Source organism: Streptomyces mutomycini (assembly GCF_001700505.1).
Classification (GTDB): domain Bacteria; phylum Actinomycetota; class Actinomycetes; order Streptomycetales; family Streptomycetaceae; genus Streptomyces; species Streptomyces mutomycini.
The window spans coordinates 1-21444 of record NZ_MAPV01000123.1; the positions used below are offsets into that span (position 1 = coordinate 1).

A 21444-nucleotide genomic window follows, 5' to 3' on the forward strand; every position below is an offset into this window, starting at 1 on the left:
CCCTCCAGCGCCCCCGGCACCCCGTCGGCGACCGAGTCCACCCCGGGCTCCGCGGCCGGACGCGAATCCGGACCGACGGCAGGGGCGGGCACGGGCCGGCCCAGCCAGACCCAGGGCACCGGTCAGGCACCCCCGCAGGAGCCTGCCCCGCAGGAGCCCCCGGCGGGCGACCCGGGGCCCAGCTCCTCCGGTTCCGACGGCGCAGGCGGCACGACCGGCGGTGTTGACGACGGCGGTTCCACGGGCGGCTCCGACGGCGGCTCCTCCGGCGGCGCCGGCCAGAACCCCATCGGTGGCCTGCTCGGCTGACGCGGGGCACCGCACGCCGCGAGGGCGGTCACCGGACATCCGGTGACCGCCCTCGCATTCGTACGGCGCCCCGCGTCAGCCGCCCGTGTGGGCGCCCAGCTCCCTCGCCGCCTCCGTGAGGTCCTTCGCGGTGTCGATCGCCCGCCAGTAGGCCCCGTGCGGCAGCGGGAACCCTGCCAGCCGGCGCTCACGGGCCAGCCGGGGGAAGGTCGTCCGCTCGTGATCGCCGCGCTCCGGCAGCATCGCGGTGAAGGCGGGCGCGAAGACATACACGCCCGCGTTGATCAGGTACGGCGAAGGCGGCGACTCGATGAAGTCGGTGATGTGACCGAACGCGTCGGTCTCCACGGCGCCCCACGGGATCCGCGGCCGGGCGAGCGCCAGCGTCGCGGTGGCGTCCCGCTCGGCGTGGAACGCGGCCATCTCCCGCAGCGAGAAGCGCGTCCAGATGTCGCCGTTGGTCGCATACCAGGGTTCCGACGGATGGGGCAGCCTTCTCGCGGCATGCCTGAGACCGCCGCCCCGGCCCAAGGGCTCGGTCTCGACGACGGTCGTGACGCGCAACGGAAGATCGGCCGAGGCCAGCCACTCCTGCAGCACATCGGCAAGATGGCCGCACGAGATCACGGCGTCGGTGACGCCCTCGGCGGCCAGCCAGGACAGCTGATGGCCGATGATCGGGGTCCCGGTCCCCGGGATCTCGACCATCGGCTTGGGGCGGTCATCGGTGTACGGGCGCAGCCGCGAGCCCTGACCACCAGCCAGGATCACGGCCTGCGTCGGATACGTATGCATGCCAGGCACGATATGCCGTGCCCGGGCACCCCCTGCTCAGCTGAACTGTGCGACGCCCGAGGCGAACGAGGTGTCGCAGACCGGACGGGAGAAACGGTGGGCACGCGTCGGGCCGTACTGGTCGACCGCTGCCTTGCCGAGTGCCTTGGCGATCGACATGCAGTGCCTCGCCAGGGAGGGCCGCCCCTCGACGGTGCGCTGGAGGCTCGTCAGCGCGACACCCGGATCCTTCTCACGGAGCTCCAGCAGGAGCTTGTCCCGCAGAACGTCATGAGGGGCCCGGGCCTTCGCCTGCTTGGCTACGGTCTCCGAGGCGGCGGTCAGCAGCTGGGTCTCGGTGTCCTGCCCCGACCACTGCACACGGGTGACCGCGAGGGTCCCGGACAGAACCATGACGACGGGCAGTACGAGAGCTAGGGTTCGGCCGATGCGGCGCGCGGTGTGGGTCACGCAGGCGAGCGTAGCGGTCGGTGATGGATTGGCGACATTTCGTCACCCCTGCGGGGGATGGTTCGAGAGGCCTTTTCGAATCAGGCGTTGACGTGCTGGGTGAATTGACCGCTGTGCCAGGGTATTTGGCGCCCGGCCGGGCCAAACCCGATTCAGTCCCGCGACACGCGAACGGCCCCGCGACATGCGAACGGCCCCGCGTCCTCGAAGGGACGCGGGGCCGTAGCGCCGGATCGGACGGATCAGGCGGTGGATCAGGCGGTCAGGCGCTCACCGGTCGACGTGGCGAAGACGTGCAGCTCTTCCGGGCGCGGCACGACGTGGAGCTCGGTGCCCTTCTCCGGAACGGCGCGGCCGCCGACGCGGACGACCAGGTCCTTGTGCTCGCCACCGACCTGCGCGCCACCGTAGACGAAGCCGTCGGCGCCGAGCTCCTCGACCACGTTGACGGAGACGGCCAGACCGGCCGGGGCGTCGGAGGAGGCCTTGGAGAGGCCGGCCGCCGCGGCGCCACCGTGCTCGACGATGTCGAAGTGCTCGGGGCGGATGCCGACCGTGACGGTGCGGTCGCCGCGGTCGGCGGCGGCGGAGAGCGCCTCACGGGAGACCGGGACGACGCTGTTGCCGAACTTCACGCCGCCGTCGGTGATCGGGACCTCGACGAGGTTCATCGCCGGGGAGCCGATGAAGCCGGCCACGAAGAGGTTCGCCGGGCGGTCGTACATGTTGCGCGGCGAGTCGACCTGCTGGAGGAGACCGTCCTTGAGGACCGCGACGCGGTCACCCATGGTGAGGGCCTCGACCTGGTCGTGGGTGACGTACACGGTGGTGATGCCGAGGCGGCGCTGCAGGGACGCGATCTGCGTACGCGTCGAGACACGGAGCTTGGCGTCGAGGTTCGACAGCGGCTCGTCCATGAGGAAGACCTGCGGCTCACGCACGATGGCGCGGCCCATCGCCACACGCTGACGCTGACCACCGGAGAGCGCCTTCGGCTTGCGGTCCAGGTAGTCGGTGAGGTCCAGCATCTTGGCGGCCTCTTCGACCTTCGCCCGGATCTCCGTCCTGTTGATCCCGGCGATCTTCAGCGCGAAGCCCATGTTGTCCGCGACGGACATGTGCGGGTAGAGCGCGTAGTTCTGGAACACCATGGCGATGTCCCGGTCCTTGGGGGGCAGGTGCGTGACGTCGCGGTCACCGATGCGGATCGCGCCGCCGTTGACGTCCTCGAGACCCGCGAGCATGCGCAGGGAGGTCGACTTGCCGCAACCGGAAGGACCGACGAGGACGAGGAACTCGCCGTCCTCGATGTCGATCTCGAGCTGGTCCACAGCCGGCTTCGTGGAGCCGGGGTAGACGCGGGACGCCTTGTCGAACGTGACACTGGCCATGGCGATTCTTCTCCTCCACCGGCAGGAACGTGCCGGACGATCCGAGTAAGGGAGTGGTGTGGTCCACTGGAGTGAACCTGAGGTGACGCTACCTGGCGTTTTCGAATCTGTCAGTAGTCCGAGGTTCCGGAAATCGAGCAGGTTCCGGTCCCGGCGTTGGTTACACTGCTCCCGCACGCCTCCTTAGCTCAGTCCGGCCAGAGCAACGCACTTGTAATGCGTAGGTCATCGGTTCGAATCCGATAGGGGGCTCGACGAAAGCCCAGGTCAGGAACCCTCTGACCTGGGCTTTCCGCTGCTTTCCCCCCTATCTTGGCCCTGCCCCGCCGGAGGCCCCCGCGCGCAGTCCGTCCATGACGAGGTCCAGGAGGCGGGCGGCGCGCGGTTGCCAGTCGCTGTGGGGGTCGAGCTGCCAGAGTCCGGCTATGGCGAGGACGAAGTCGTCGGCGGTCACTCCCGGGCGGATGGTGCCCGCCTCCTCGTTGGCGCGGAGCAGGAGTTCCGCCGCGGACATCACCGGGGTGTGCCCCGGCTTGGCCGGGCTGCCCGGTGCGCCGGTGGCCTGGCGGATCGCGTCCGCCAGGCCGGCTTTGGTCATGCTGAAGCGTGCGAGGTGGTCCATTCACTCGCGCAGGGCCCGGTCGGGTTCGTGGGTCCTGATGAGCTCGGTCGCGGCGTCGGCCACCTGCTGCATCTCGTAGCGGTATATCTCCAGGACGAGAGCCTCGCGGCTGGGGAAGTTGCGGTAGAGCGTGCCCTGCCCGACGCCTGCCTTCTTGGCGATCACGCTGAGCGGGGCGTCCGCGCACTGCGTCAGTTCCGTCAGGGCCACTTCCAGGATGCGTTCGCGATTGCGCTGCGCGTCCGAGCGCAGGGGTGCGTCCTTCTCCTGCCGCACGTGTCCTCCTCGCGGATCCGTGGCCGAATCCTGCCCTTGCCTAAGCGGACAACTGTCCATTACGTTTTCCGGTGAACGGACAGTTGTCCGGTTAGGTTCACCTTAGCGGTGGGCGGCCCGGACGGACAGCTGGCCGTCGGCACCGGCCCGCTCTCACGGGGCCTCCCGCCCGCCTCCGGCCCGCCGACGCCGCGTGCGGCGTCGTCCTCCCCCCTCCGACACGTCTCCGGTTCCTCCCCGACACGTCTCCCGTCTTCCGTTTCCTCTGCTGCCGGACCGCACCCTCGTGAGGTGGTCCGGGAATGCGAAAGAAGGCTGATCAATCATGGCCCCGACGTCCTCGTCGACGCACAGCGCCATCACGTTGAACATCAACGGCGAGAAGTACGCGCTGACCGTCGACCACCGCACCACCCTGCTCGATGCCCTGCGGGAACGCCTCGATCTGACCGGTACCAAGAAGGGCTGTGACCAGGGGCAGTGCGGTGCGTGCACCGTCCTGCTCGACCAGCGCCGCACCGTCGCCTGCCTGCAGCTCGCGGTGGCGGCGGAAGGCCGGGAGATCTCCACCATCGAAGGCCTCGCCGAGGGCGAGCAACTGCACCCCGTGCAGCAGGCGTTCCTCGACCTCGACGGCTATCAGTGCGGTTACTGCACCCCGGGCCAGATCTGTTCGGCCGTCGCCGTCATCGAGGAACACGCCGCCGGCTGGCCGAGCGCCGTCACCGACGACGTACGTCCTGAAGCCGGGCCACCGCCACTGACGGCGGAGGAGATCCGGGAGCGGATGAGCGGCAACCTGTGCCGCTGCGGCGCGTACGTGTCGATCGTGCAGGCGGTCGAGCGCGCGGCCGGGATCCATGCGCGGGCCGCGGGGAGCGCGCAGGCCGTGAAGGGCCAGGAGGCGGCGGCATGAAGGAGTTCGGATATGAGCGCGCGGCAGACGTGTCGGGCGCGCTCGCGCTGCTCGACGCCGACCCGGACGCCCGGTTCCTGGGTGGCGGCACCAATCTCGTCGACCTGATGAAGACCGGTGTCGAACGGCCCGGCAGGCTCGTCGACATACGCGGACTCCCGCTGGACCGGATCGAGGTGGCCGAGGACGGTGGGCTGCGCATCGGCGCGACCGTCGCCAACAGTGACCTCGCGGCGCACCCCGACGTGCGCCGGGCGTACCCGGCGCTGGCCCAGGCGGTGCTGGCCGGTGCCTCCGGGCAGCTGCGGAACATGGCCACCGTCGGCGGAAACCTGCTGCAACGCACCCGCTGCGGCTACTTCGGCGACGTGACGAAGCCGTGCAACAAGCGTGTCCCCGGCAGTGGCTGCCCCGCGATCGAGGGCGAGCACCACAACCACGCGGTCCTGGGCGCGTCCGACCACTGCGTGGCCACCCACCCCTCCGACATGGGAGTGGCGCTGGCGGCTTTCGGCGCCGTCGTCTCCTACGAGACGGCGGACGGGCCGGGGGCCTTGCCGGTCACCGAGTTCTACCTGCCGGTGGGCGACACCCCGCACCTGGAGACGGCCCTTCCGCCGGGAGCGCTGATCACCGGCGTCACCCTGCCGCCCGCTTCGGTGGCCGCCAACTCCCGCTACCGCAAGGTGCGTGAGCGGGCCTCGTACGCCTTCGCGATCGGCTCGATCGCCGCCGCGCTCGACGTCCGTGACGGGTTCGTACGCGAGGTTCGCCTGGCCTTCGGGGCGGTCGCCTCCAGGCCGTGGCGGGCGCACACGGCCGAACAGGCCCTGACCGGCGGACCTGCCGACGCGGCGGCCTTCGCGGCCGCGGCCGACGCCGAACTGGCGGCCGCCCGGCCGCTGCCGCACAACGCCTACAAGGTGACACTGATGCGCAACCTCGTCGTCGCCGTGCTGAGCGAACTCGCCGAGGAGGCCACCCGATGACCACGACAACGACCGGCACGACGAAGGCCGTCGGCACCGCGCACACCCGCGTGGAGGGCCGCGACAAGGTCACCGGAGCGGCCCGTTACGCGGGCGAGATCCCGTTCGCGGAGCTCGCGCACGGATGGCTGGTGCTGTCGACGGTCACCCGCGGCCGTGTCCGCTCGGTGGGGGCCGCGGCGGTCCTGGAGATGCCGGGCGTCCTCGCCGTCCTGCACCACGGGAACGCCCCGCGGGTCGACCTGGACTACGTCGGCGTGCTCGGAATGCGGCCGGATCCCACCGTCGCCGTCTTCCAGCACGACCGGGTGCCGCACGCGGGCTGGCCGGTCGCGCTGGTCGTCGCCGAGACCTCCGAGCAGGCGAGGGAAGCCGCCGAGGCACTGGTGGTGCGGTACGAGGAGGAGCCGCACGACGTCACCTTCTCCGGCGAGCACCCGGAGGCGTACACGCTGCCCGGTCCGGCCGGGCCGGCTGTGACGGGGAAGGGTGACCTGGAGGCCGAACTGGCGGCGTCCGCCGTGGTTCTGGACGCCGAGTACTCCACGCCGGAGGAGCACCACAACTCGATGGAGCCCCATGCGGCGACCGCCTTGTGGGACGGCGGCCGGCTCGAGGTCGTGGACTCCAACCAGGGCACCGGGTGGATCGCGGGCGAACTCGCGAATCTCTTCTCGCTCGATCCGGCCTCGGTGCGTGTGAGGTCCGAACACGTCGGCGGCGGCTTCGGGAGCAAGGGGGTCCGTGCGCACCAGGTGGCCGCGGTGATGGCGGCGACCGTCCTCTCGCGCCCGGTCCGCGTGGTGATGACGCGCCGTCAGTTGTTCTCGCTGGCCGGTCACCGGAGTCCCACGACCCAGCGGGTCCGGCTGGGTGCCGATGCCGAGGGACGGCTGCGCGCACTGGAGCACACGTGCCTGAGCCGCACCTCGACGGTGCACGAGTTCATCGAGTCGGGCGCGGGTGTGGCCCGGGTGCTGTACGACGCTCCCGCCCACCACACCTCCAACCGGGTCGTACGGCTCGATGTGCCGAGCCCGACCTTCATGCGCGCCCCCGGTGAGGCGCCGGGGTCGTTCGCGCTGGAGTCGGCGCTCGATGAGCTCGCCGAGAAGTGCGGCATCGATCCGATCGAACTGCGGGCGCGCAACGAGCCCGAGGTGGGGCCGGTCTCCGGGCTGCCGTTCAGTACCCGCAGTCTTCCCGCCTGCTTCCGGGAGGGCGCCCGCAGGTTCGGCTGGGCCGATCGGGACCCGCGTCCCGGCTTGCGCAGGGACGGGCGGTGGCTGCTCGGTACGGGGACGGCGGCGGCCTCCTTCGGCGCGGGAGCGATGGCGTCCACGGCGGCCGCCACAGCGGAGGCGGACGGCACCTTCACGGTGCGGATCAACGCCGCCGACATCGGAACAGGGGCCCGGACGGCGCTCACCCTGGTCGCCGCCGACGCTCTCGGGGTGCCGACCGACCGGGTGCGCGTGCGGATCGGCGACAGCGACTTCGGCCCGGCCATGATCGCCGGAGGCTCGATGGGTACCCGGTCGTGGGCGTGGGCGGTCACGACCGCGGCGGAGGAGCTGCGGGAGCGGCTCGCACTGAGCGACGGGATTCCGCCGGAGGGCGTGACGGTGCGGTCGGACACCACTGCGGCAGTCGAGGCTCTCGCGCAGACGGAGCGGCACTCCTACGGGGCGCAGTTCGCCGAGGTCGCCGTGGATGTGACGACCGGGGAGGTGAGGGTGCGGCGCATGCTCGGTATCTTCGCCGCCGGCCGGATCGTCAACCCGCTGACGGCACGGGGCCAGTTCACCGGCGGGATGATCTGGGGCATCTCCATGGCCCTGCACGAGGAGGCGGTGAGGGACCGGAACACCGGGGCCCTCTACGGCGCCGACCTCGCGGGCTATCACGTGGCCACGAACGCCGACGTGCCGCTGGTCGAGGCGGACTGGGTCGACGACCCGGATCCGGGCGACCCGGTCGGGATCAAGGGCATCGGGGAGATCGGGATCGTGGGGGCGGCCGCGGCGATCGCCAACGCCGTCTGGCACGCGACCGGTGTGCGCCACCGCAGCCTGCCCATCCGTCCCGACCGTGTCCTCGCGGCAGGCGCGCATGCTTGACATCGCCGACGATCTGACCCGGTGGGCCGAGGAGGGCCGGAGGTTCGCCGTCGCCACCGTCGTGGGCGTCGGCGGCAGCGCGCCTCGCGGTCCGGGCGCGGCTCTCGCCGTGGACAGCGAGGGCACAGTCGTCGGTTCGGTGTCCGGCGGCTGCGTGGAAGGGGCGGTGTACGAGCTGTGCGTCCAGGCTCTCGAGGACGGTGAGACGGTCCTCGAACGGTTCGGCTACAGCGATGAGGACGCGTTCGCGGTCGGGCTGACCTGTGGCGGGGTCGTCGACGTCATGGTCACTCCGGTCGACGCGCGGGCGACTGACCGGGAGGTGTTCCGTTCGGCGCTGTCGGCCGCGGTCTCGGGCGCGCCCATCGCCCTCGCCCGGGTCGTCCGGGGTCCGGCAGGGCTCCTGGGCAGGGCGCTGGCGGTGCGCTCCGACGGGTCGTACGAGGGGTCGTTCGGTGGTCTGCCGGAGCTGGACCGGACGGCGGCGGCCGAGGCGCGGGCGCTGCTGGATGCAGGACGCACCGGTGCCCTCGACCTCGCGGAGGACGGGACACGCTGCCCCGGCGGTCTCACTCTGCTCGTGGAGTCGCGTGTGCCGCCGCCTCGCATGATCGTGTTCGGTGCGATCGACTTCGCCGAGGCGCTGGTCCGTGCCGGCAAGTTCCTCGGTTATCACGTCACGGTGTGCGACGCCCGGCCCGTCTTCGCCACCCGGGCCCGTTTCCCGGAGGCCGACGACCTCGTCGTCGACTGGCCGCACCGCTATCTGCGGCGTACCGAGACCGACGGGCGGACGGTCCTGTGCGTGCTGACCCACGACGCCAGGTTCGACGTTCCCCTGCTGGAGCAGGCTCTGCGGATGCCGGTCGCGTTCGTCGGGGCGATGGGTTCGCGCCGCACCCATGCGGACCGTGACCGGAAGCTGCGGGAAGCCGGTCTGCAGGAGGCCGAGTTGGCCCGTCTCAGGTCGCCGATCGGCCTCGACCTCGGTGCCCGTACGCCCGAGGAGACCGCCGTGTCCATCGCGGCGGAGATCGTCGCGGCCCGGCGCGGCGGGACGGGTGCCCCCCTCACGGGTTCGGCGACGCCGATTCACCGCGAGGGGAGACGGCGGGATGCGGCGGAGACGGCGGAGGCCGCCTGACGGCCGGGGAGGCGGGAACGGGTCGCTGCCGCGGGTGTCAGAGGCCGGGTGGTTCGTGGTCCTCGCGGGTGGGGGCCCGTTCGAAGTCCTCCTCCGCACGCCGCTGGATCTCGTCGGCGTCCGCCAGGAGCCGGTTGACGCGTTCAGCGCCGCCGGGTACGGGCGGGGGCGTGTCGGTGAGGGTGTCGTACAGGTAGAGGCAGGCCTCCGCCTCGGTCCCGAAGCGTGCGATGACGCTGTCCTGGCCCCGCTGGCGCATGAGCACGGGCCACGCGCTCCCCTCCGGGCGCAGGACGTAGTAGGCGTCCAGCTGCACGGGGACGCCGTGGACGCCGGGGATGTCGTACAGCGCGTCCGGGACTCCCTCGCGGCGGAGGCGTTCGGTGAGTTCTGTCCTGTTCATCGCGCGGTTTCCTTCTCCAACGGCCTGGGCGGGTCCCGGCCGTGCCGGGACCCGCCCAGGAGAGTGCGGGGGTGATCAGTTCAGGGCTTCGAGTTTCTCGTCGGTGACCAGCTCCGAGACTCGCTTGTCCGTCATGTACTGGATCCCCAGACCGGGCTGGCCGAACCACGGCCGGATGCGGCCGGCCTGGACGGTGAACGCTTCCTTGACCTTGTAGAGGCGGTAGCTGTACGGGTAGTCGTCGGTGTACCTGACGAGGTTGCTCGGCGGGATGGCGCGCTTGGCGTAGGGCGTTCCGGCGGGTGCGAGGAAATTGCCGCGCCCGCTGCCGAAGAGGTCGACCAGTTGTCCCACGCGGAGGGTCAGGGTCTTCTGCACCGGATTGCCCGCGCGGTCGAGGACGAAGCCGTTGTTGTCCGGGTACCACCAACCGGACTCGCCCGTCGTCGGGTTGGTCTGCCAGTAGCAGCCGAGGAACCAGTACGCCGATGTCGGGCCCGTGCGGTGGTAGCCCTGGAGCATCGCGCCGATGGCGCCGGTCCTCGGGAGTACCTGGGGGCCGAGCCGCCAGTCGTCGAGGTAGTACTGCTCCAGCGGCTGGCTGGGCGCTCCGCTCGTCCCCCGTGTTCGGCCGTCGGTCGGGCAGAGGGCCTCGGTGCGGGTCTTGTCACCGGTATCGGCGTGGGCGGCCGTCGGTGACAGCCCGACGAGGAGGAGCAGCGAGGCGATCGCGCTCCAGATGATGTTCCGCAGCACCCGCATACAGTTGGTCCCTTCTCATTCCCGCGCCGGCCGGAGAGCGCACGGGCGTCGAGGTCGCGCGAGGGCGCCCCGTGAGGAGAGCGCCGCCATGTGGTGATCCTCAGTCAATTGCGTTCCCGGCCATGGGTGAGGTCCGGGATTCGAGCCGTCACCCGTACGGAGCCGTCTTTTCTCCTGATCGGGCTAGGGGGTGCGAGGGCGCCGTACGGGTGCGGGGCGGGTCAGTGGCGTCCGGAGACGCGGTTCGCCACCTTTGCGAGACGGTCGGTGCCGAGGTGCGTGGACGCGGATTCGCGGCGGTCCGCCGTGCGGTAGGCGGCGTAGAGGGCGTGGACGCCGAGCCAGCGGAAGGGTTCGGGTTCCCAGCGGCGGACCTTGTGGTTGACCCAGGGGAGGGCGGTCAGGTCGGTGGGGCCCGCCTGGCCGGAGTCCTGCTGGATCAGGTCGCGCAGGGTGCGGGCCGCGAGGTTGGCGGTGGCTACGCCGGAGCCGACGTAGCCACCGGCCCAGCCGAGGCCGGTGCTGCGGTCCAGGGTGACGGTGGCGCACCAGTCGCGGGGGACGCCGAGCACGCCGGACCATGCGTGGTCGATGCGGGTGCCCGCGGTGGTGGGGAAGAAGCGGACGAGCAGGTCGCGCAGCGCCTCGATCGTGGCGGGCTGGGTGCGGCCGTCATTGTCGGTGGCCGAGCCGTAGCGGTAGGGGATGCCGCGGCCGCCGAGGGCGATGCGGTCGTCGGCGGTGCGCTGGGCGTACATGTAGGCGTGGGCCGTGTCGCCGAGGGTTTCGCGGCCGTCCCAGCCGATGGTGGCCCAGAGGGACTCGGTCAGGGGCTCGGTGACGATCATGGAGGAGTTCATCGGGAGCCAGGTGCGGCGGTGGCCCTTGAGGCCCGCGGTGAAGCCCTCGGTGCAGCGCAGCACGTAGGGGGCGCGGACCGTGCCGTACGGGGTGACGGCGTGTTTGGGCCTGATCTCGGTGACGGGTGTCGACTCGTGGATCGTGACGCCGAGGGCCGCCACGGTGTCGGCGAGGCCCTTGACCAGCTTGGCGGGGTGCAGGCGCGCGCCGTGCGGGGTCCAGCTGGAGCCGACGGCTCCGGAGACGCGGATGCGTTCGGCGGTCTCGCGGGCGCCGCGCAGGACGCGGTCGGTCTCGCCGAAGGCGATCTCGACGGAGTGGAAGTCCTTGAGGCGGGCGAGCTGGGAGGGGGTGTGGGCCACCTCCAGGACGCCTCCGTGATGGATGTCGGCGTCGATGTTCTCCTCGCCGGCGACGCGGATCACTTCTCCGACGGTGTCGTTCATCGCCCGCTGGAGGCGGACCGCGGCGTCGTGCCCGTGCAGCTCGGCGTAGCGGTCGCGGCCCGCGATGCCGTTGTAGAGCCAGCCGCCGTTGCGGCCGGAGGCACCGTAGCCGCAGAACTTGGCTTCCAGGACGGTGATGTTGAGGAAGGGGACGGCCTTCTTGAGGTAGTAGGCCGTCCAGAGGCCGGTGTATCCGCCGCCGACGATGCAGACGTCGGCGCTGGAGTCGCCGGGCAGGGGTTCGCGCGGGGCGGGGGTGCCTTCCTCCGCGTACCAGAACGAAATGCCGCCGTTGGCGGTACTGACGGTGCTCATCTGTCCCCTGCTTGTCCGTGTGCAGCCGAGTCGCTGGAGGGACGGTACCTCTAGGCTCGCGGTGTGATCGACGTTCCGGATGACCTGGCAGCGAATCTGAGTGCTCACAGTGGTGCCGAGGGGCGGGCGTTCGCCGAGGTGCTGCCGGGGCTGGCCGGGAGGTTCCTGGAGGAGTGGGGGCTGCTGCTCGACGGGCGGGCCATGAACGGGATGTGTGCGCTGGTGCTCCCGGTGGTGCGGGAGGCGGATGGCCGCCGGGCGGCCCTGAAGCTTCAGCCGGTGGACGAGGAGACGGTGGGTGAGCCGGTCGCGCTACGGGTCTGGGGCGCGGCGGGTGCGGGGGCGGTGGGCCTGCTGGACCATGACGCGGCGGCCGGGGTGATGCTGCTGGAACGGCTGGACGAGCAGCGGCCGTTGACCGGGGTGGCGGATGTGCGGTCGGCGGTGCGGGTGCTCGCGGATTCGCTGGCGGGGCTGGTCCGTGTGCCTGCTCCGCCGGGCATGCGGCGGCTGGAGGACGCGGCCGCCCGGATGCTGGAGGCTGCGCCGGAGGCGGCCAAGGGGCTGGTGGACGAGGGCGAGCGGCGGTTGCTGCTGGACTGCGCGGCTGCCGTGCGTGAGGTGGCGGCGGAGCCGGGGGACCGCCTGCTGCACTGGGACCTGCACTACGGCAACATCCTGGCCGGGCGCGCGGAGGAGGGCAGGGCGGGGGAGTGGGTCGCGCTGGATCCGAAGCCCCTCGCCGGCGATCCGGGGTTCGAGCTGTTCCCGGCGCTGCACAACAGGTTCGACGCGGCCGAGGTGCTGTGGAGGTTCGACCTGCTGTCCGGAGTGCTGGAGCTGGACCGGGAGAGCGCACGGGCGTGGACGCTGGGGCGGGTGCTGCAGTGCGGTCTGTGGGAGATCGGGGACGGTGGGCGGCGGCTGGAGGCGGATCATGTGGAGATAGCCCGGCAGCTGCTGGGGCGGAACTGAGCGGCACCGGGGCCGCCCGTCTGTCTAGGCTGCCTCCATGATTCGCGTAGCCACTCCCGAAGACGTCCCTGCCATCCACACCATGGTCCGTGAACTCGCCGAGTACGAGAAGGCCCTCGACGAGGCGAACGCCACGGTGGAGCAGCTGCGTGAGGCCCTGTTCGGCGAGCGGCCCGCCGCGTACGCGCATGTGGCAGTGTCGGACGACGACGGCGAAGTGGTCGGATTCGCGCTGTGGTTCCTCAACTTCTCGACGTGGCGCGGGGTGCACGGCGTGTATCTGGAGGATCTGTACGTGCGACCCGAGCGGCGCGGCGGTGGTTACGGGAAGGCGCTGCTGAGGGAGCTGGCGAGGATCTGTGTGGAGCGCGGTTACGGGCGCCTGGAGTGGTCGGTGCTGGACTGGAACGCCCCGTCCATCGCGTTCTACGAGTCGCTGGGTGCGCGTCCCCAGAGCGAGTGGACGGTGTACAGGCTTCACGACGGGGCGCTGGCGGAGCTCGGAGCGGCCTGAGGCACGGTGAGCCGGTTTCCGGCCTTGGGTCAGGGCGTCGCCGCGGGGCGGGGGACGTCCGGTGCCTTGCCGCCGAGGAGCCGCACCGCGAGAACCGCCGCTTCGATGCCGCTGTTGAACGCGACCTCACTGAGGAGTCCCGGGGCGGCGACCTGGTCGCCCGCCAGCAGGATTCCGTCGCCGCGGTCGACGGCGGGCCGGTCGCGCCAGGTCGTGCCGGGCTTGTCGACGGCGCCGGTGCGGCCGGACGCGAGTGCTTCGCGGCGCCAGGTGGTGCGGTCGCGCCAGCCGGGGAAGCCGAGGTCGAGCAGGTCCTCGGCGCGGCGGAGGGCGTCGGCGCGCGGGGTGCCCGGGGCGAGGGGGATCTGGGCCTGGATGAGCTGTTCGCCCGATGGGGCGAGGGTCGGGTCCTGGGCGGTGAACCGTTCGATCCAGCCGGGGGCGTCGAGGTCGGAGACGATGAACGGGTCGCCGCGCCGGGTCCGCAGGGCCAGGTCGAGCAGGGCGGTCCGGCCGCTGTCCCAGGTCAGGGTGGGGTCCTCCAGCAGAGTACGGGCGGCGTCCAGATGGGTGGCGACGATCACCGGCCCGCCGCGCCGGAGGCCGGCCAGGTCGTGGGGGCCGATGCGTCCGGCGGTCTCGATGCGTACGCCGAGGTTCCAGGCCCGGGCGGCCATACGGTCGACGAGTTGCGCCCAGCCGCCGACGGGGTAGCGGGCCTCGGGCGGCAGTGCGGTCGCGCGGCGCAGCCGTTCCTGGACGAAGGCGGCGGAGAGCGAACCGGGGTCGTGGTGGAAGAGGGCCACGCCCATGTAGTGGGCCGCCGCGCGGGCGCCCTCGTCGCCGACCTGGCCGGTGGCCCAGCTGAGGAAGTCGGTGTCGACGGGGGCCGTGCGGGCGTTGCGGCGGCTGAGGCGCAGCATGGCGAGGGGCGGGGTCCTGCGCAGGGCGCCGCCCCGCCGGAAGAGGAAGCGGGTGCCTTCGAGGGGCGGTACGGAGGCGAACGGGCCGAGGAGTCCGCGCTGTTCGAGCCAGGTCCAGTGCGGTCCGCGGCGGTAGAGGGCGTGCGGACCCTCGTTGGTGTGGTAGGGGGCCTCTGCGGTCCTGGCCCGCCCCCCGAGGGTGTGGTGGGCCTCGTGGAGGGTCACCGGGATGCGTGATTCGGCGACGGTGACGGCGGCGGCCAGTCCGGCGAGTCCGCCGCCGATGATGTGGATGCGCTGCATGGCTGGGTCTCCTCGCGGTGGGCGCTTCTTTACGGAAGGACGGTCCGGCCGGCTGGTTCTGTGACATCGGGGCGCCGGGCCGTATCAATGTCAGTGGTGTGCGTCACGATGGGGGGCATGGCACGTACAGGCAACAGGAGCAGCAGGGCCGCGGGCGCCAGGGACGGGGTTGCGGTGGCGCGCCGGCCGGAGGTCAGGCTGCCGTCCCTCGTGGCGTACGACGGGGAGGGGCTGGAGCCCGACGGGGATTACGACGGGGTGCGGTTCGAGGAGACGGACCTGGCAGACGCGTCGGGTCCCGGGTCGCGGTTCCTGGACTGTGAGCTGCGCGGCTGTGCCCTGGACCGGGCGGAGCTGGTGCGGGCCAGGTTCATCGACTCGGTGCTGTCGGGTGTGCGGGGTGTGGGCACCGATCTCGCGGAGGCGTCGCTGCGGGACGTGGAGGTCCTGGACGCCCGGCTGGGCGGGGTGCAGCTGCACGGCGCGGTGCTGGAACGGGTCCTCGTGCGGGGCGGGAAGATCGATTATCTGAATCTGCGCAAGGCACGGCTGAAGGACGTCGTGTTCGAGGGGTGTGTGCTCTCGGAGCCGGACTTCGGGGAGGCGCGGCTGGTGCGGGTGGAGTTCCGGGACTGTGTGCTGAAGCGCGCGGACTTCAGCGCCGTGCGGATGGAGTCCGTCGATCTGCGGACGGCCGCCGAGCTGGACATCGCGCGGGGTGTGGAGCGTCTGGCGGGGGCGGTGATCAGCCCGTCCCAGCTGATGGAGCTGGCTCCGGCGTTCGCGGCGCAGATCGGGGTGCGGGTGGAGGCGTAGAAGCCGCTCCGGGTGCCGTCAGAGGCGGGGGAAGCGGGCCTGGAGGTCCCAGACGACGGGGTTGTCGGCGAGGCCTTCGTGCATGTCGGCGAGGTCGGCGATCAGGTCGTGCAGGAAATCGCGGGCCTCGCGGCGCAGCAGGGAGTGGCTGAAGGTGAGCGGGGGCTCGTCGCCGGGCATCCAGTCGGCCTCGACGTCCACCCAGCCGAAGCGGCGCTCGAAGAGCATGCGGTCGGACGATTCGGTGAAGTCGAGCTCGGCGTACTGCTGGCGGTGCGAGCGGTTGCCGCGGGGATCGCGGTCGATCTGCTCGACGATGTCGCAGAGTGCCCAGGCGAAGTCGAGCACGGGGACCCATCCCCAGGCTGTGGATACTTCCCGGTCGGCCTTGGTGTCGGCGAGGTAGACGTCCCCGGAGAACAGGTCGTGCCGCAGGGCGCGGACGTCCGCGCGGCGGTAGTCGGTCTGCGGGGGGTCCGGGAAGCGCCGGGAGAGGGAGTAGCCGATGTCGAGCACGGTCCGATGGTGTCATGCCGCGCGAGTCCCCCGCGCCGGGCCGGATCGCACCGGGCGCCCGGGTGGGCCGCCTCGGCCACGGGTGCGGGTGTCCCGGGAGCAGCCGCTGTCCGCCGGCGACGGCCCGGGCCCGGGTGTCCACCCGAGCTTCTCGCAGATCCGGCCCAGGTGGGTTCTGACGCGGGAGCCGCGCGCCCCCGGGGAGTGGCGTGTGTCCCCAGGAGTGGCGTGGGTCCCTAGGATCGGCGGCGTGGACCAGCCAACGGCAGCAACGCGCCGGACCGTGCGCGCCGCCGCCCTGCTGCCGGCCGCGCTCACCCTGGTCGTCGGCTGCACGGCGGGGCCCGGCGGCGGCGCGGGCACCCCGGGGGTGGCCGGGGTGCGTGATCCGTACTTCCCCCGGCTCGGCAACGGTGGTTACGACGTCACGCACTACGACCTGGCCCTCGACATCAGCTCCACGGCGGACCGGCTGAGCGGTACGGCCGTGATCACCGCCCGGGCCACCCAGGACCTCAGTGCGTTCAACCTGGACCTCACCGGGCTGGAGGTCCGGTCGGCGACCGTCGAGGGCCGGCCCGCCGCCGTGAACCGGGCGGGTACGGAGCTGACCCTGCGTCCGGACCGCGCGGTCGCGGACCGCCTCCGCACGGGCAGTACCTTCCGCACCGTTGTGCGCTACGTCGGACCGCCCCGCACCGTGACCGACCCGGACGGCTCCGAGGAGGGCTGGCTGCGGACCGCGTACGGGGCGGTGGCGCTGGGGGAGCCGACCGGTTCCATGGCCTGGTTCCCCGGGAACCACCACCCGGTCGACAAGGCGTCGTACGACGTCAGGGTCACCGTTCCCGAGGGGCGGAGCGCCGTCTCCAACGGCGAGCTGGTGTCCCGTCGCACGGCCGGGGGGCGCACCACGTTCCACTGGCGCAGCCGTGAACCCCTGGCGAGCTACCTCGCGACCGTCGCGGTCGGCCGATGGACGCTGCGGGAGTCGGCCACCGGGGAGGGCCTGCCGGTGATCACCGCAGTCGACCCGGAGGTGGCCGGAGCGAGCGCAGGGGTGCTGGCCCGGATTCCCGAGGTCATCGCGTGGGGCGAGAAGCGGTTCGGCCCGTACCCCTTCTCTTCGGCCGGGGCGGTCGTGGGCCGGCGCGGCGACGCGGGGTACGCGCTGGAGACCCAGAACCGGCCGTTCTTCCCCGGGCCGCCGGACACCGGCCTGCTGGTCCACGAGCTCGCCCACCAGTGGTTCGGCAACTCGGTCACGCCCGAGAGCTGGCGGGACATGTGGCTCAACGAGGGCTTCGCGACGTACGCGGAGTGGCTCTGGAGCGAGGACCACGGCGGCGTTCCCGTGGCGGAGAGCTTCGAGGAGGCGTACGCGGACGAGGCGAACTGGGCCTTCCCCGCTGCCCGTCCGCCGGGTGCCGCCGACCTGTCCCGGCCCCCGGTGTACGGCCGGGGTGCGATGGTCGTCCACCGGATCCGGCAGGAGCTGGACGACGACGAGGCCTTCTTCCGCCTGGTCAGGGGCTGGCCGGCGTCGCACCGGCACGGCAACGCCTCGACGGCCGACTTCACCGCGTACGTCGAGGAGGAGTCCGGCCTGGACCTGACGGAGCTGTGGGACACCTGGCTGGGCGGCGGGAGCCGGCCCGCCAGAGGCTGACCGGCTCCCGTTGGTTCTTCCGTTACTTGACGTTGACGCCGGTCCAGGCGGCGTCGACGGCCGCGAGTTCGGTGCTGTCGGCCCCGAACAGGTCGGTGGCGGCCTTCTCGGTCGCGACGCGGGCTCCCGCGTAGTCGGTGCTCGACGTCATGTAGACGGAGAGCGCCTTGTACCAGATCTGGTAGGCCTTCTGGCGACCGATGCCGGTGACCGTGGAGCCGTCGGCCGTCGGGGAGTCGTAGTCGACGCCGCCGATGGTCTTGGCACCGCTGCCCTCGGCCAGCAGGTAGAAGAAGTGGTTGGCGACACCGGAGGAGTAGTGCACGTCGAGGTCGCCGACGCCGGAGTCCCAGTAGTCGGCCGAGCCGCCGTCCTTGCTCGGCTTGTCCATGTAGCGCAGGGGGGTCCCGTCGCCGTTGATGTCGATCTTCTCGCCGATGAGGTAGTCACCGGCGTCGGTGGTGTTGTCGGCGAAGAACTCGACGGAGCTGCCGAGGATGTCGCTGGTCGCCTCGTTGAGGCCGCCGGACTCGCCCGCGTAGTCGAGGTTGGCGGTGGCCGCGGTCAGGCCGTGGGTCATCTCGTGGCCGGCGACGTCGATCGCGGTGAGCGCGCTCTTGTCGTCGGCGCCGTCACCGTAGGTCATGCAGAAGCAGCTGTCGTCCCAGAAGGCGTTGACGTAGCCGGTGCCGAAGTGGACGCGGGAGTACGCGGCCTTGCCGTCCCCGCCTATGCCGTCGCGGCCGAGCTCGGACTTGTAGAAGTCCCAGGTCTTCGCCGCGCCGTAGTGGGCGTCGACCGCCGCGGTCTGGCGGTCGCCGCCGGTGCCGTCGCCCCAGGTGTCGTCGGCGTCGGTGACGAGGTCGCCGGTGCCGGTCTGCCCCTGGTTGAGGTCGTACGTCCTGTGGCCGCCGCGGTCGCCGTCGGCCAGCTCGAAGCCCGAGGAGCCCTTGGTGGTCGAGAGCGTGACCTCGCCGCTGTACTGGCTGTTCCCGGTGCCGGTCTCGACGGCCTCGAAGCTGTGCAGCTTCTTGCCGGTCGTGGCGTCCGTGATGATGTGCAGCCGGCTGGGCGTGCCGTCCTTCCGGACACCGCTCCGTACGCTCTCGAAGGCGAGGACCGGCTTGCCGCCGCCCGCCCAGACGACCTTGCGGGCGCTCGCGGCGGACTTGACCTTCGCCTGGGTCGACGGGACGGATATGCGGGCGTCGTTGGCCTTGTCCACGCCCTTGGACTTCCCGTCGGCGGCGGTGTGGGTGACGAGGTCACCGCCGAGGACCGGCAGCCCGGCGTAGGTGCGCTCGTAGCGGGTGTGCACGGTGCCGTGGGCGTCCTTGATCACGTCACGGACGATCAGTTTCTCCTGGCTGCCCAGTCCGAGGGACTCGGCGGCCGTCGGGGCATCGGCCTGCGCGGCCCGGATCGCGGTGCCCCGCAGGCCCGCCGTGTTCATGCCGAGGGTGGTGGCCCCGGCGGTGGTGCGGGCGGAAGAGGCGCCGGCGGTGTTGGAGCCGGCCGTGGCCGTACCCGACTGGACGCCGACGACGACCATCGCGGCAACTGCGGCCAGGGCGGCGGCGCGACGGGTGTTCATGTGGGGGGTCATGCCTTCTCCGTTGCTCGTACCTGTGGGGGGTTACGAGCGGAGAGCGTGCCACTGAATGAACGCTTTTGACGGGGCGCCGACAATTACCACACAAGTTTTTGACCAGTTCTTGTCCGACTGGGGTTCACTTGTGTCCGCTATATGACGCGGACGCACGGGAGCCCCCGGCCGACCGGAGTCGGACGGGGGCTCCCGTGAAAAGCCGTTACGTCAGAGGTTGACGCCGAAGTCCTGGGCGATACCGCGCAGGCCCGAGGCGTAGCCCTGGCCCACCGCACGGAACTTCCACTCGGCGCCGTTGCGGTAGAGCTCGCCGAAGACCATGGCGGTCTCGGTGGCGGCGTCCTCGCTCAGGTCGTAGCGGGCGATCTCGGTGCCGCCGGCCTGGTTGATGATGCGGATGAAGGCGTTCCGCACCTGGCCGAAGTTCTGGCTGCGGGCCTCGGCGTCGTAGATGGAGACCGGGAAGACGATCTTGTCGATGTCCGCCGGGAGGCCCGCGAGGTTGACGTTGATCTGCTCGTCGTCGCCCTCGCCCTGGCCCGTGACGTTGTCACCGGTGTGGACGATGGTCTGGTCCGGGGTCGCCTTGTTGTTGAAGAAGACGAAGTGACCGTCGGAGTAGACCTTGCCGGCGGTGTTGACCGCGATCGCCGAGGCGTCGAGGTCGAAGTCGGTGCCGGTGGTGGTGCGGACGTCCCAGCCGAGGCCGACCGTGACGGCGGTCAGGCCCGGGGCCTCCTTGGTGAGCGAGACGTTGCCGCCCTTGGACAGGCTTACAGCCATGGGAAGTCCCTTTCCTCGTCGTGTGCGGGCTTCGTGCCACCACGAAAGCTACCGTCACCCGTCCTAACGCAGACAAGTGACCACGAGGTTCCTGCTTGCTTTACTTTCTTTGCCGAACTTCTGGCCGAACGCTCGCAAAACAAGGTGACGGAAGGACCGTACTGCGGGGAACATGGGTGTCATGTCCGGGCCCTATGTCATCCGCGGTTCGGTCTCCCTCCCGGAGGCCGAGCTCATGTGGCGTTTCTCGCGGTCCTCGGGGCCCGGCGGGCAGCACGTCAACACCAGCGACTCCCAGGTGGAGCTCCGCTTCGACCTCGCGGCCACCGAGGCGCTGCCCGAGGTCTGGAAGGCACGCGCGCTCGAACGCCTCGCGAGCCGTCTGACGGGCGGGGTCGTGTCCGTGCGCGCCTCGGAGCACCGCTCCCAGTGGCGCAACCGCGAGACGGCCGCCGTGCGGCTCGCCGCGCTCCTTGCGGAGGCCACGGCGCCGCCGCCCAGGCCGCGCCTCAAGAAGAAGATCCCGCGCGGCATCAACGAGCGCCGGCTGCGGGAGAAGAAGCAGCGGGGAGACACGAAGCGCGGACGCTCCGGCCGCGACTGGTAGGAGGTGCGCCGGCCGCCCGGGCGCCTGAAGCCGACCGGCCCGGCTGCCCCGGCTCCGCCCGGTTGCCGGTGGCGGCCTCCGGAGCCGGTCGGCCCGGTTGCCCGGGGGGTCCCGGATTCGGTCAGCCCAGTTGGCGGTAACGGCCCTTGAAGTACGTCAGGGGCTCGCCGTCCGCGCTCGGCAGTGACGCCGTCAGCACCCGGCCGATCACCAGCGTGTGGTCACCGGCGAGGACGCGCTGCTCCGTGCGGCACTCCAGGGTGGCCAGTGCCCCGCCCACCAGGGGCGCTCCCGCGATCTCGCCGCGCATGTAGGGGATGTCCTCGAACAGCAGTCTGTCGCTGATCCGTCCCTTCATGGCGAACCGCCCCGCGATGTGCCGCTGGCTCTCCGTGAGCACCGACACCGCCCACAGGGGCTGCTCGGCCAGCAGGTCGTCCATCCGGGAGTCGTTGCGCAGGCTCACCAGGACGAGGGGCGGGTCCAGGGAGACCGACATGAAGGCGGTCGCCGTCATTCCGACGTCCTCGCCCCTGCCGTGCTCGTCGAGCGGCGGCTCCTGGGCGGTGATCAGCACCACGCCCGCGGCCAGACGGGACAGGGCGGCACGGAATTCGTCGTTGCTCACCCCTTCAGCATGGGGGACGGCTTGCGGGCGCGGGGCTGAGGAAGTCTTCTGCGGCACATCGGGCACGCTAGTGCCGCGGGGCGGGCCGCCGCATCGGACCAGGGGACCAGCCGGGTCCTAGGACTCAGGAACCGGTTTGCGTCCGGAAAACAACGGCAGCCCCCTGGAAGCGCATAGGTGACCCTTACCGCTGCTGTGACTTGAGTCACAGAGAGCAATATTTGTTGACCCTGTGTACCGGTTGCACAGCTCACTGTGATTCAGTGGCCGTGACACTGCGATAAGACCGTGTCCTATGTGGT

Annotated in this window: 20 protein-coding genes, 1 tRNA gene and 2 pseudogenes; 11 read left to right on the plus strand and 12 right to left on the minus strand. The window is 71.4% G+C overall.

From position 1 onward, the window contains the following. A pseudogene (locus tag BFF76_RS18455) lies at window positions 1-309 on the plus strand (hypothetical protein); the annotation flags it as partial. Window positions 310-384: 75 nt separating this feature from the next. On the opposite strand, the gene BFF76_RS18460 reads toward BFF76_RS18455, so the two are convergent. The 3 genes from BFF76_RS18460 to BFF76_RS18470 all read right to left on the minus strand — a co-directional run bounded on the left by BFF76_RS18460 (window position 385) and on the right by BFF76_RS18470 (window position 2945). Further along, complete coding sequence (locus BFF76_RS18460) at window positions 385-1104, minus strand: nucleotidyltransferase family protein (protein WP_031093448.1); 720 nt, start codon at window positions 1102-1104, stop codon at window positions 385-387. Window positions 1105-1140: 36 nt separating this feature from the next. Next, window positions 1141-1554 carry a hypothetical protein gene (locus BFF76_RS18465; RefSeq protein ID WP_031093447.1) on the minus strand — a complete coding sequence of 138 codons (414 nt, stop codon included), beginning with the start codon at window positions 1552-1554 and terminating at the stop codon, window positions 1141-1143. Window positions 1555-1808: 254 nt separating this feature from the next. Further along, window positions 1809-2945: an ABC transporter ATP-binding protein gene (locus BFF76_RS18470; protein WP_065848648.1), complete on the minus strand. Its 1137-nt coding sequence runs from the start codon at window positions 2943-2945 to the stop codon at window positions 1809-1811. Between the two features lie 177 nt (window positions 2946-3122). On the opposite strand from BFF76_RS18470, the gene BFF76_RS18475 reads away from it, so the two are divergent. After that, a tRNA-Thr gene (locus tag BFF76_RS18475) sits at window positions 3123-3197 on the plus strand. 55 nt (window positions 3198-3252) lie between these two features. Here the strand turns inward: BFF76_RS18475 and BFF76_RS18480 are convergent. Beyond that, window positions 3253-3843: pseudogene (locus BFF76_RS18480) on the minus strand (TetR/AcrR family transcriptional regulator). 325 nt (window positions 3844-4168) lie between these two features. On the opposite strand from BFF76_RS18480, the gene BFF76_RS18485 reads away from it, so the two are divergent. From BFF76_RS18485 to BFF76_RS18500, 4 genes are read left to right on the plus strand one after another with little or no spacing between them, the layout of a single operon-like run. Beyond that, a complete protein-coding gene (locus tag BFF76_RS18485) occupies window positions 4169-4759 on the plus strand; it encodes a (2Fe-2S)-binding protein (protein WP_065848649.1) in 591 nt (196 codons plus the stop codon). Further along, window positions 4756-5748, plus strand: coding sequence for an FAD binding domain-containing protein (locus BFF76_RS18490; protein WP_065848650.1), 993 nt, complete (start codon window positions 4756-4758; stop codon window positions 5746-5748). Before BFF76_RS18485 ends, BFF76_RS18490 begins: the two co-directional genes overlap by 4 nt. After that, window positions 5745-7868, plus strand: a complete 2124-nt coding sequence (locus BFF76_RS18495) for a xanthine dehydrogenase family protein molybdopterin-binding subunit (RefSeq protein ID WP_053930637.1) — start codon at window positions 5745-5747, stop codon at window positions 7866-7868. The genes BFF76_RS18490 and BFF76_RS18495 overlap by 4 nt, the downstream gene beginning before the upstream one ends. Further along, complete coding sequence (locus BFF76_RS18500) at window positions 7861-9012, plus strand: XdhC family protein (protein WP_031093438.1); 1152 nt, start codon at window positions 7861-7863, stop codon at window positions 9010-9012. Before BFF76_RS18495 ends, BFF76_RS18500 begins: the two co-directional genes overlap by 8 nt. A 37-nt stretch (window positions 9013-9049) precedes the next feature. On the opposite strand, the gene BFF76_RS18505 is transcribed toward BFF76_RS18500, so the two are convergent. The 3 genes from BFF76_RS18505 to BFF76_RS18515 form a co-directional block, all read right to left on the minus strand. Continuing rightward, window positions 9050-9415: a hypothetical protein gene (locus tag BFF76_RS18505; protein ID WP_031093436.1), complete on the minus strand. Its 366-nt coding sequence runs from the start codon at window positions 9413-9415 to the stop codon at window positions 9050-9052. Window positions 9416-9490: 75 nt separating this feature from the next. Continuing rightward, window positions 9491-10177: a TNT domain-containing protein gene (locus BFF76_RS18510; RefSeq protein ID WP_053930636.1), complete on the minus strand. Its 687-nt coding sequence runs from the start codon at window positions 10175-10177 to the stop codon at window positions 9491-9493. Window positions 10178-10398: 221 nt separating this feature from the next. Continuing rightward, window positions 10399-11799: an NAD(P)/FAD-dependent oxidoreductase gene (locus BFF76_RS18515; protein WP_065848651.1), complete on the minus strand. Its 1401-nt coding sequence runs from the start codon at window positions 11797-11799 to the stop codon at window positions 10399-10401. A 63-nt stretch (window positions 11800-11862) separates the two neighbouring features. On the opposite strand from BFF76_RS18515, the gene BFF76_RS18520 reads away from it, so the two are divergent. Both BFF76_RS18520 and BFF76_RS18525 read left to right on the plus strand, forming a co-directional pair. Then, complete coding sequence (locus BFF76_RS18520; RefSeq protein WP_065848652.1) at window positions 11863-12774, plus strand: aminoglycoside phosphotransferase family protein; 912 nt, start codon at window positions 11863-11865, stop codon at window positions 12772-12774. A gap of 37 nt (window positions 12775-12811) precedes the next feature. Then, window positions 12812-13288, plus strand: a complete 477-nt coding sequence (locus BFF76_RS18525; RefSeq protein ID WP_065848653.1) for a GNAT family N-acetyltransferase — start codon at window positions 12812-12814, stop codon at window positions 13286-13288. A 29-nt stretch (window positions 13289-13317) separates the two neighbouring features. Here the strand turns inward: BFF76_RS18525 and BFF76_RS18530 are convergent, their stop codons facing one another. Continuing rightward, a complete protein-coding gene (locus BFF76_RS18530; protein ID WP_065848654.1) occupies window positions 13318-14514 on the minus strand; it encodes an FAD-dependent oxidoreductase in 1197 nt (398 codons plus the stop codon). Between the two features lie 108 nt (window positions 14515-14622). Between BFF76_RS18530 and BFF76_RS18535 the strand changes: the two genes are divergently transcribed. Continuing rightward, a complete protein-coding gene (locus tag BFF76_RS18535) occupies window positions 14623-15330 on the plus strand; it encodes a pentapeptide repeat-containing protein (RefSeq protein ID WP_381821887.1) in 708 nt (235 codons plus the stop codon). An 18-nt stretch (window positions 15331-15348) separates the two neighbouring features. Here the strand turns inward: BFF76_RS18535 and BFF76_RS18540 are convergent, their stop codons facing one another. Next, window positions 15349-15846 carry a hypothetical protein gene (locus tag BFF76_RS18540; RefSeq protein ID WP_031093423.1) on the minus strand — a complete coding sequence of 166 codons (498 nt, stop codon included), beginning with the start codon at window positions 15844-15846 and terminating at the stop codon, window positions 15349-15351. 250 nt (window positions 15847-16096) lie between these two features. On the opposite strand from BFF76_RS18540, the gene BFF76_RS18545 reads away from it, so the two are divergent. Next, entirely contained in the window at window positions 16097-17515 is a 1419-nt protein-coding gene (locus BFF76_RS18545; RefSeq protein ID WP_065848656.1) for a M1 family metallopeptidase, read from the plus strand. A 22-nt stretch (window positions 17516-17537) separates the two neighbouring features. On the opposite strand, the gene BFF76_RS18550 is transcribed toward BFF76_RS18545, so the two are convergent. Next, a complete protein-coding gene (locus BFF76_RS18550) occupies window positions 17538-19121 on the minus strand; it encodes a M4 family metallopeptidase (protein WP_065848657.1) in 1584 nt (527 codons plus the stop codon). Between the two features lie 210 nt (window positions 19122-19331). Then, window positions 19332-19907: a TerD family protein gene (locus BFF76_RS18555; RefSeq protein ID WP_031093417.1), complete on the minus strand. Its 576-nt coding sequence runs from the start codon at window positions 19905-19907 to the stop codon at window positions 19332-19334. Window positions 19908-20079: 172 nt separating this feature from the next. Here BFF76_RS18555 and arfB point away from each other — a divergent pair, with 172 nt between their 5' ends. Next, window positions 20080-20514: an alternative ribosome rescue aminoacyl-tRNA hydrolase ArfB gene (gene arfB / locus BFF76_RS18560; protein ID WP_031093414.1), complete on the plus strand. Its 435-nt coding sequence runs from the start codon at window positions 20080-20082 to the stop codon at window positions 20512-20514. 121 nt (window positions 20515-20635) lie between these two features. Here arfB and BFF76_RS18565 read toward each other — a convergent pair whose 3' ends face one another. Continuing rightward, window positions 20636-21142, minus strand: a complete 507-nt coding sequence (locus BFF76_RS18565) for a flavin reductase family protein (RefSeq protein ID WP_031093413.1) — start codon at window positions 21140-21142, stop codon at window positions 20636-20638. Window positions 21143-21444: the final 302 nt, after the last annotated feature.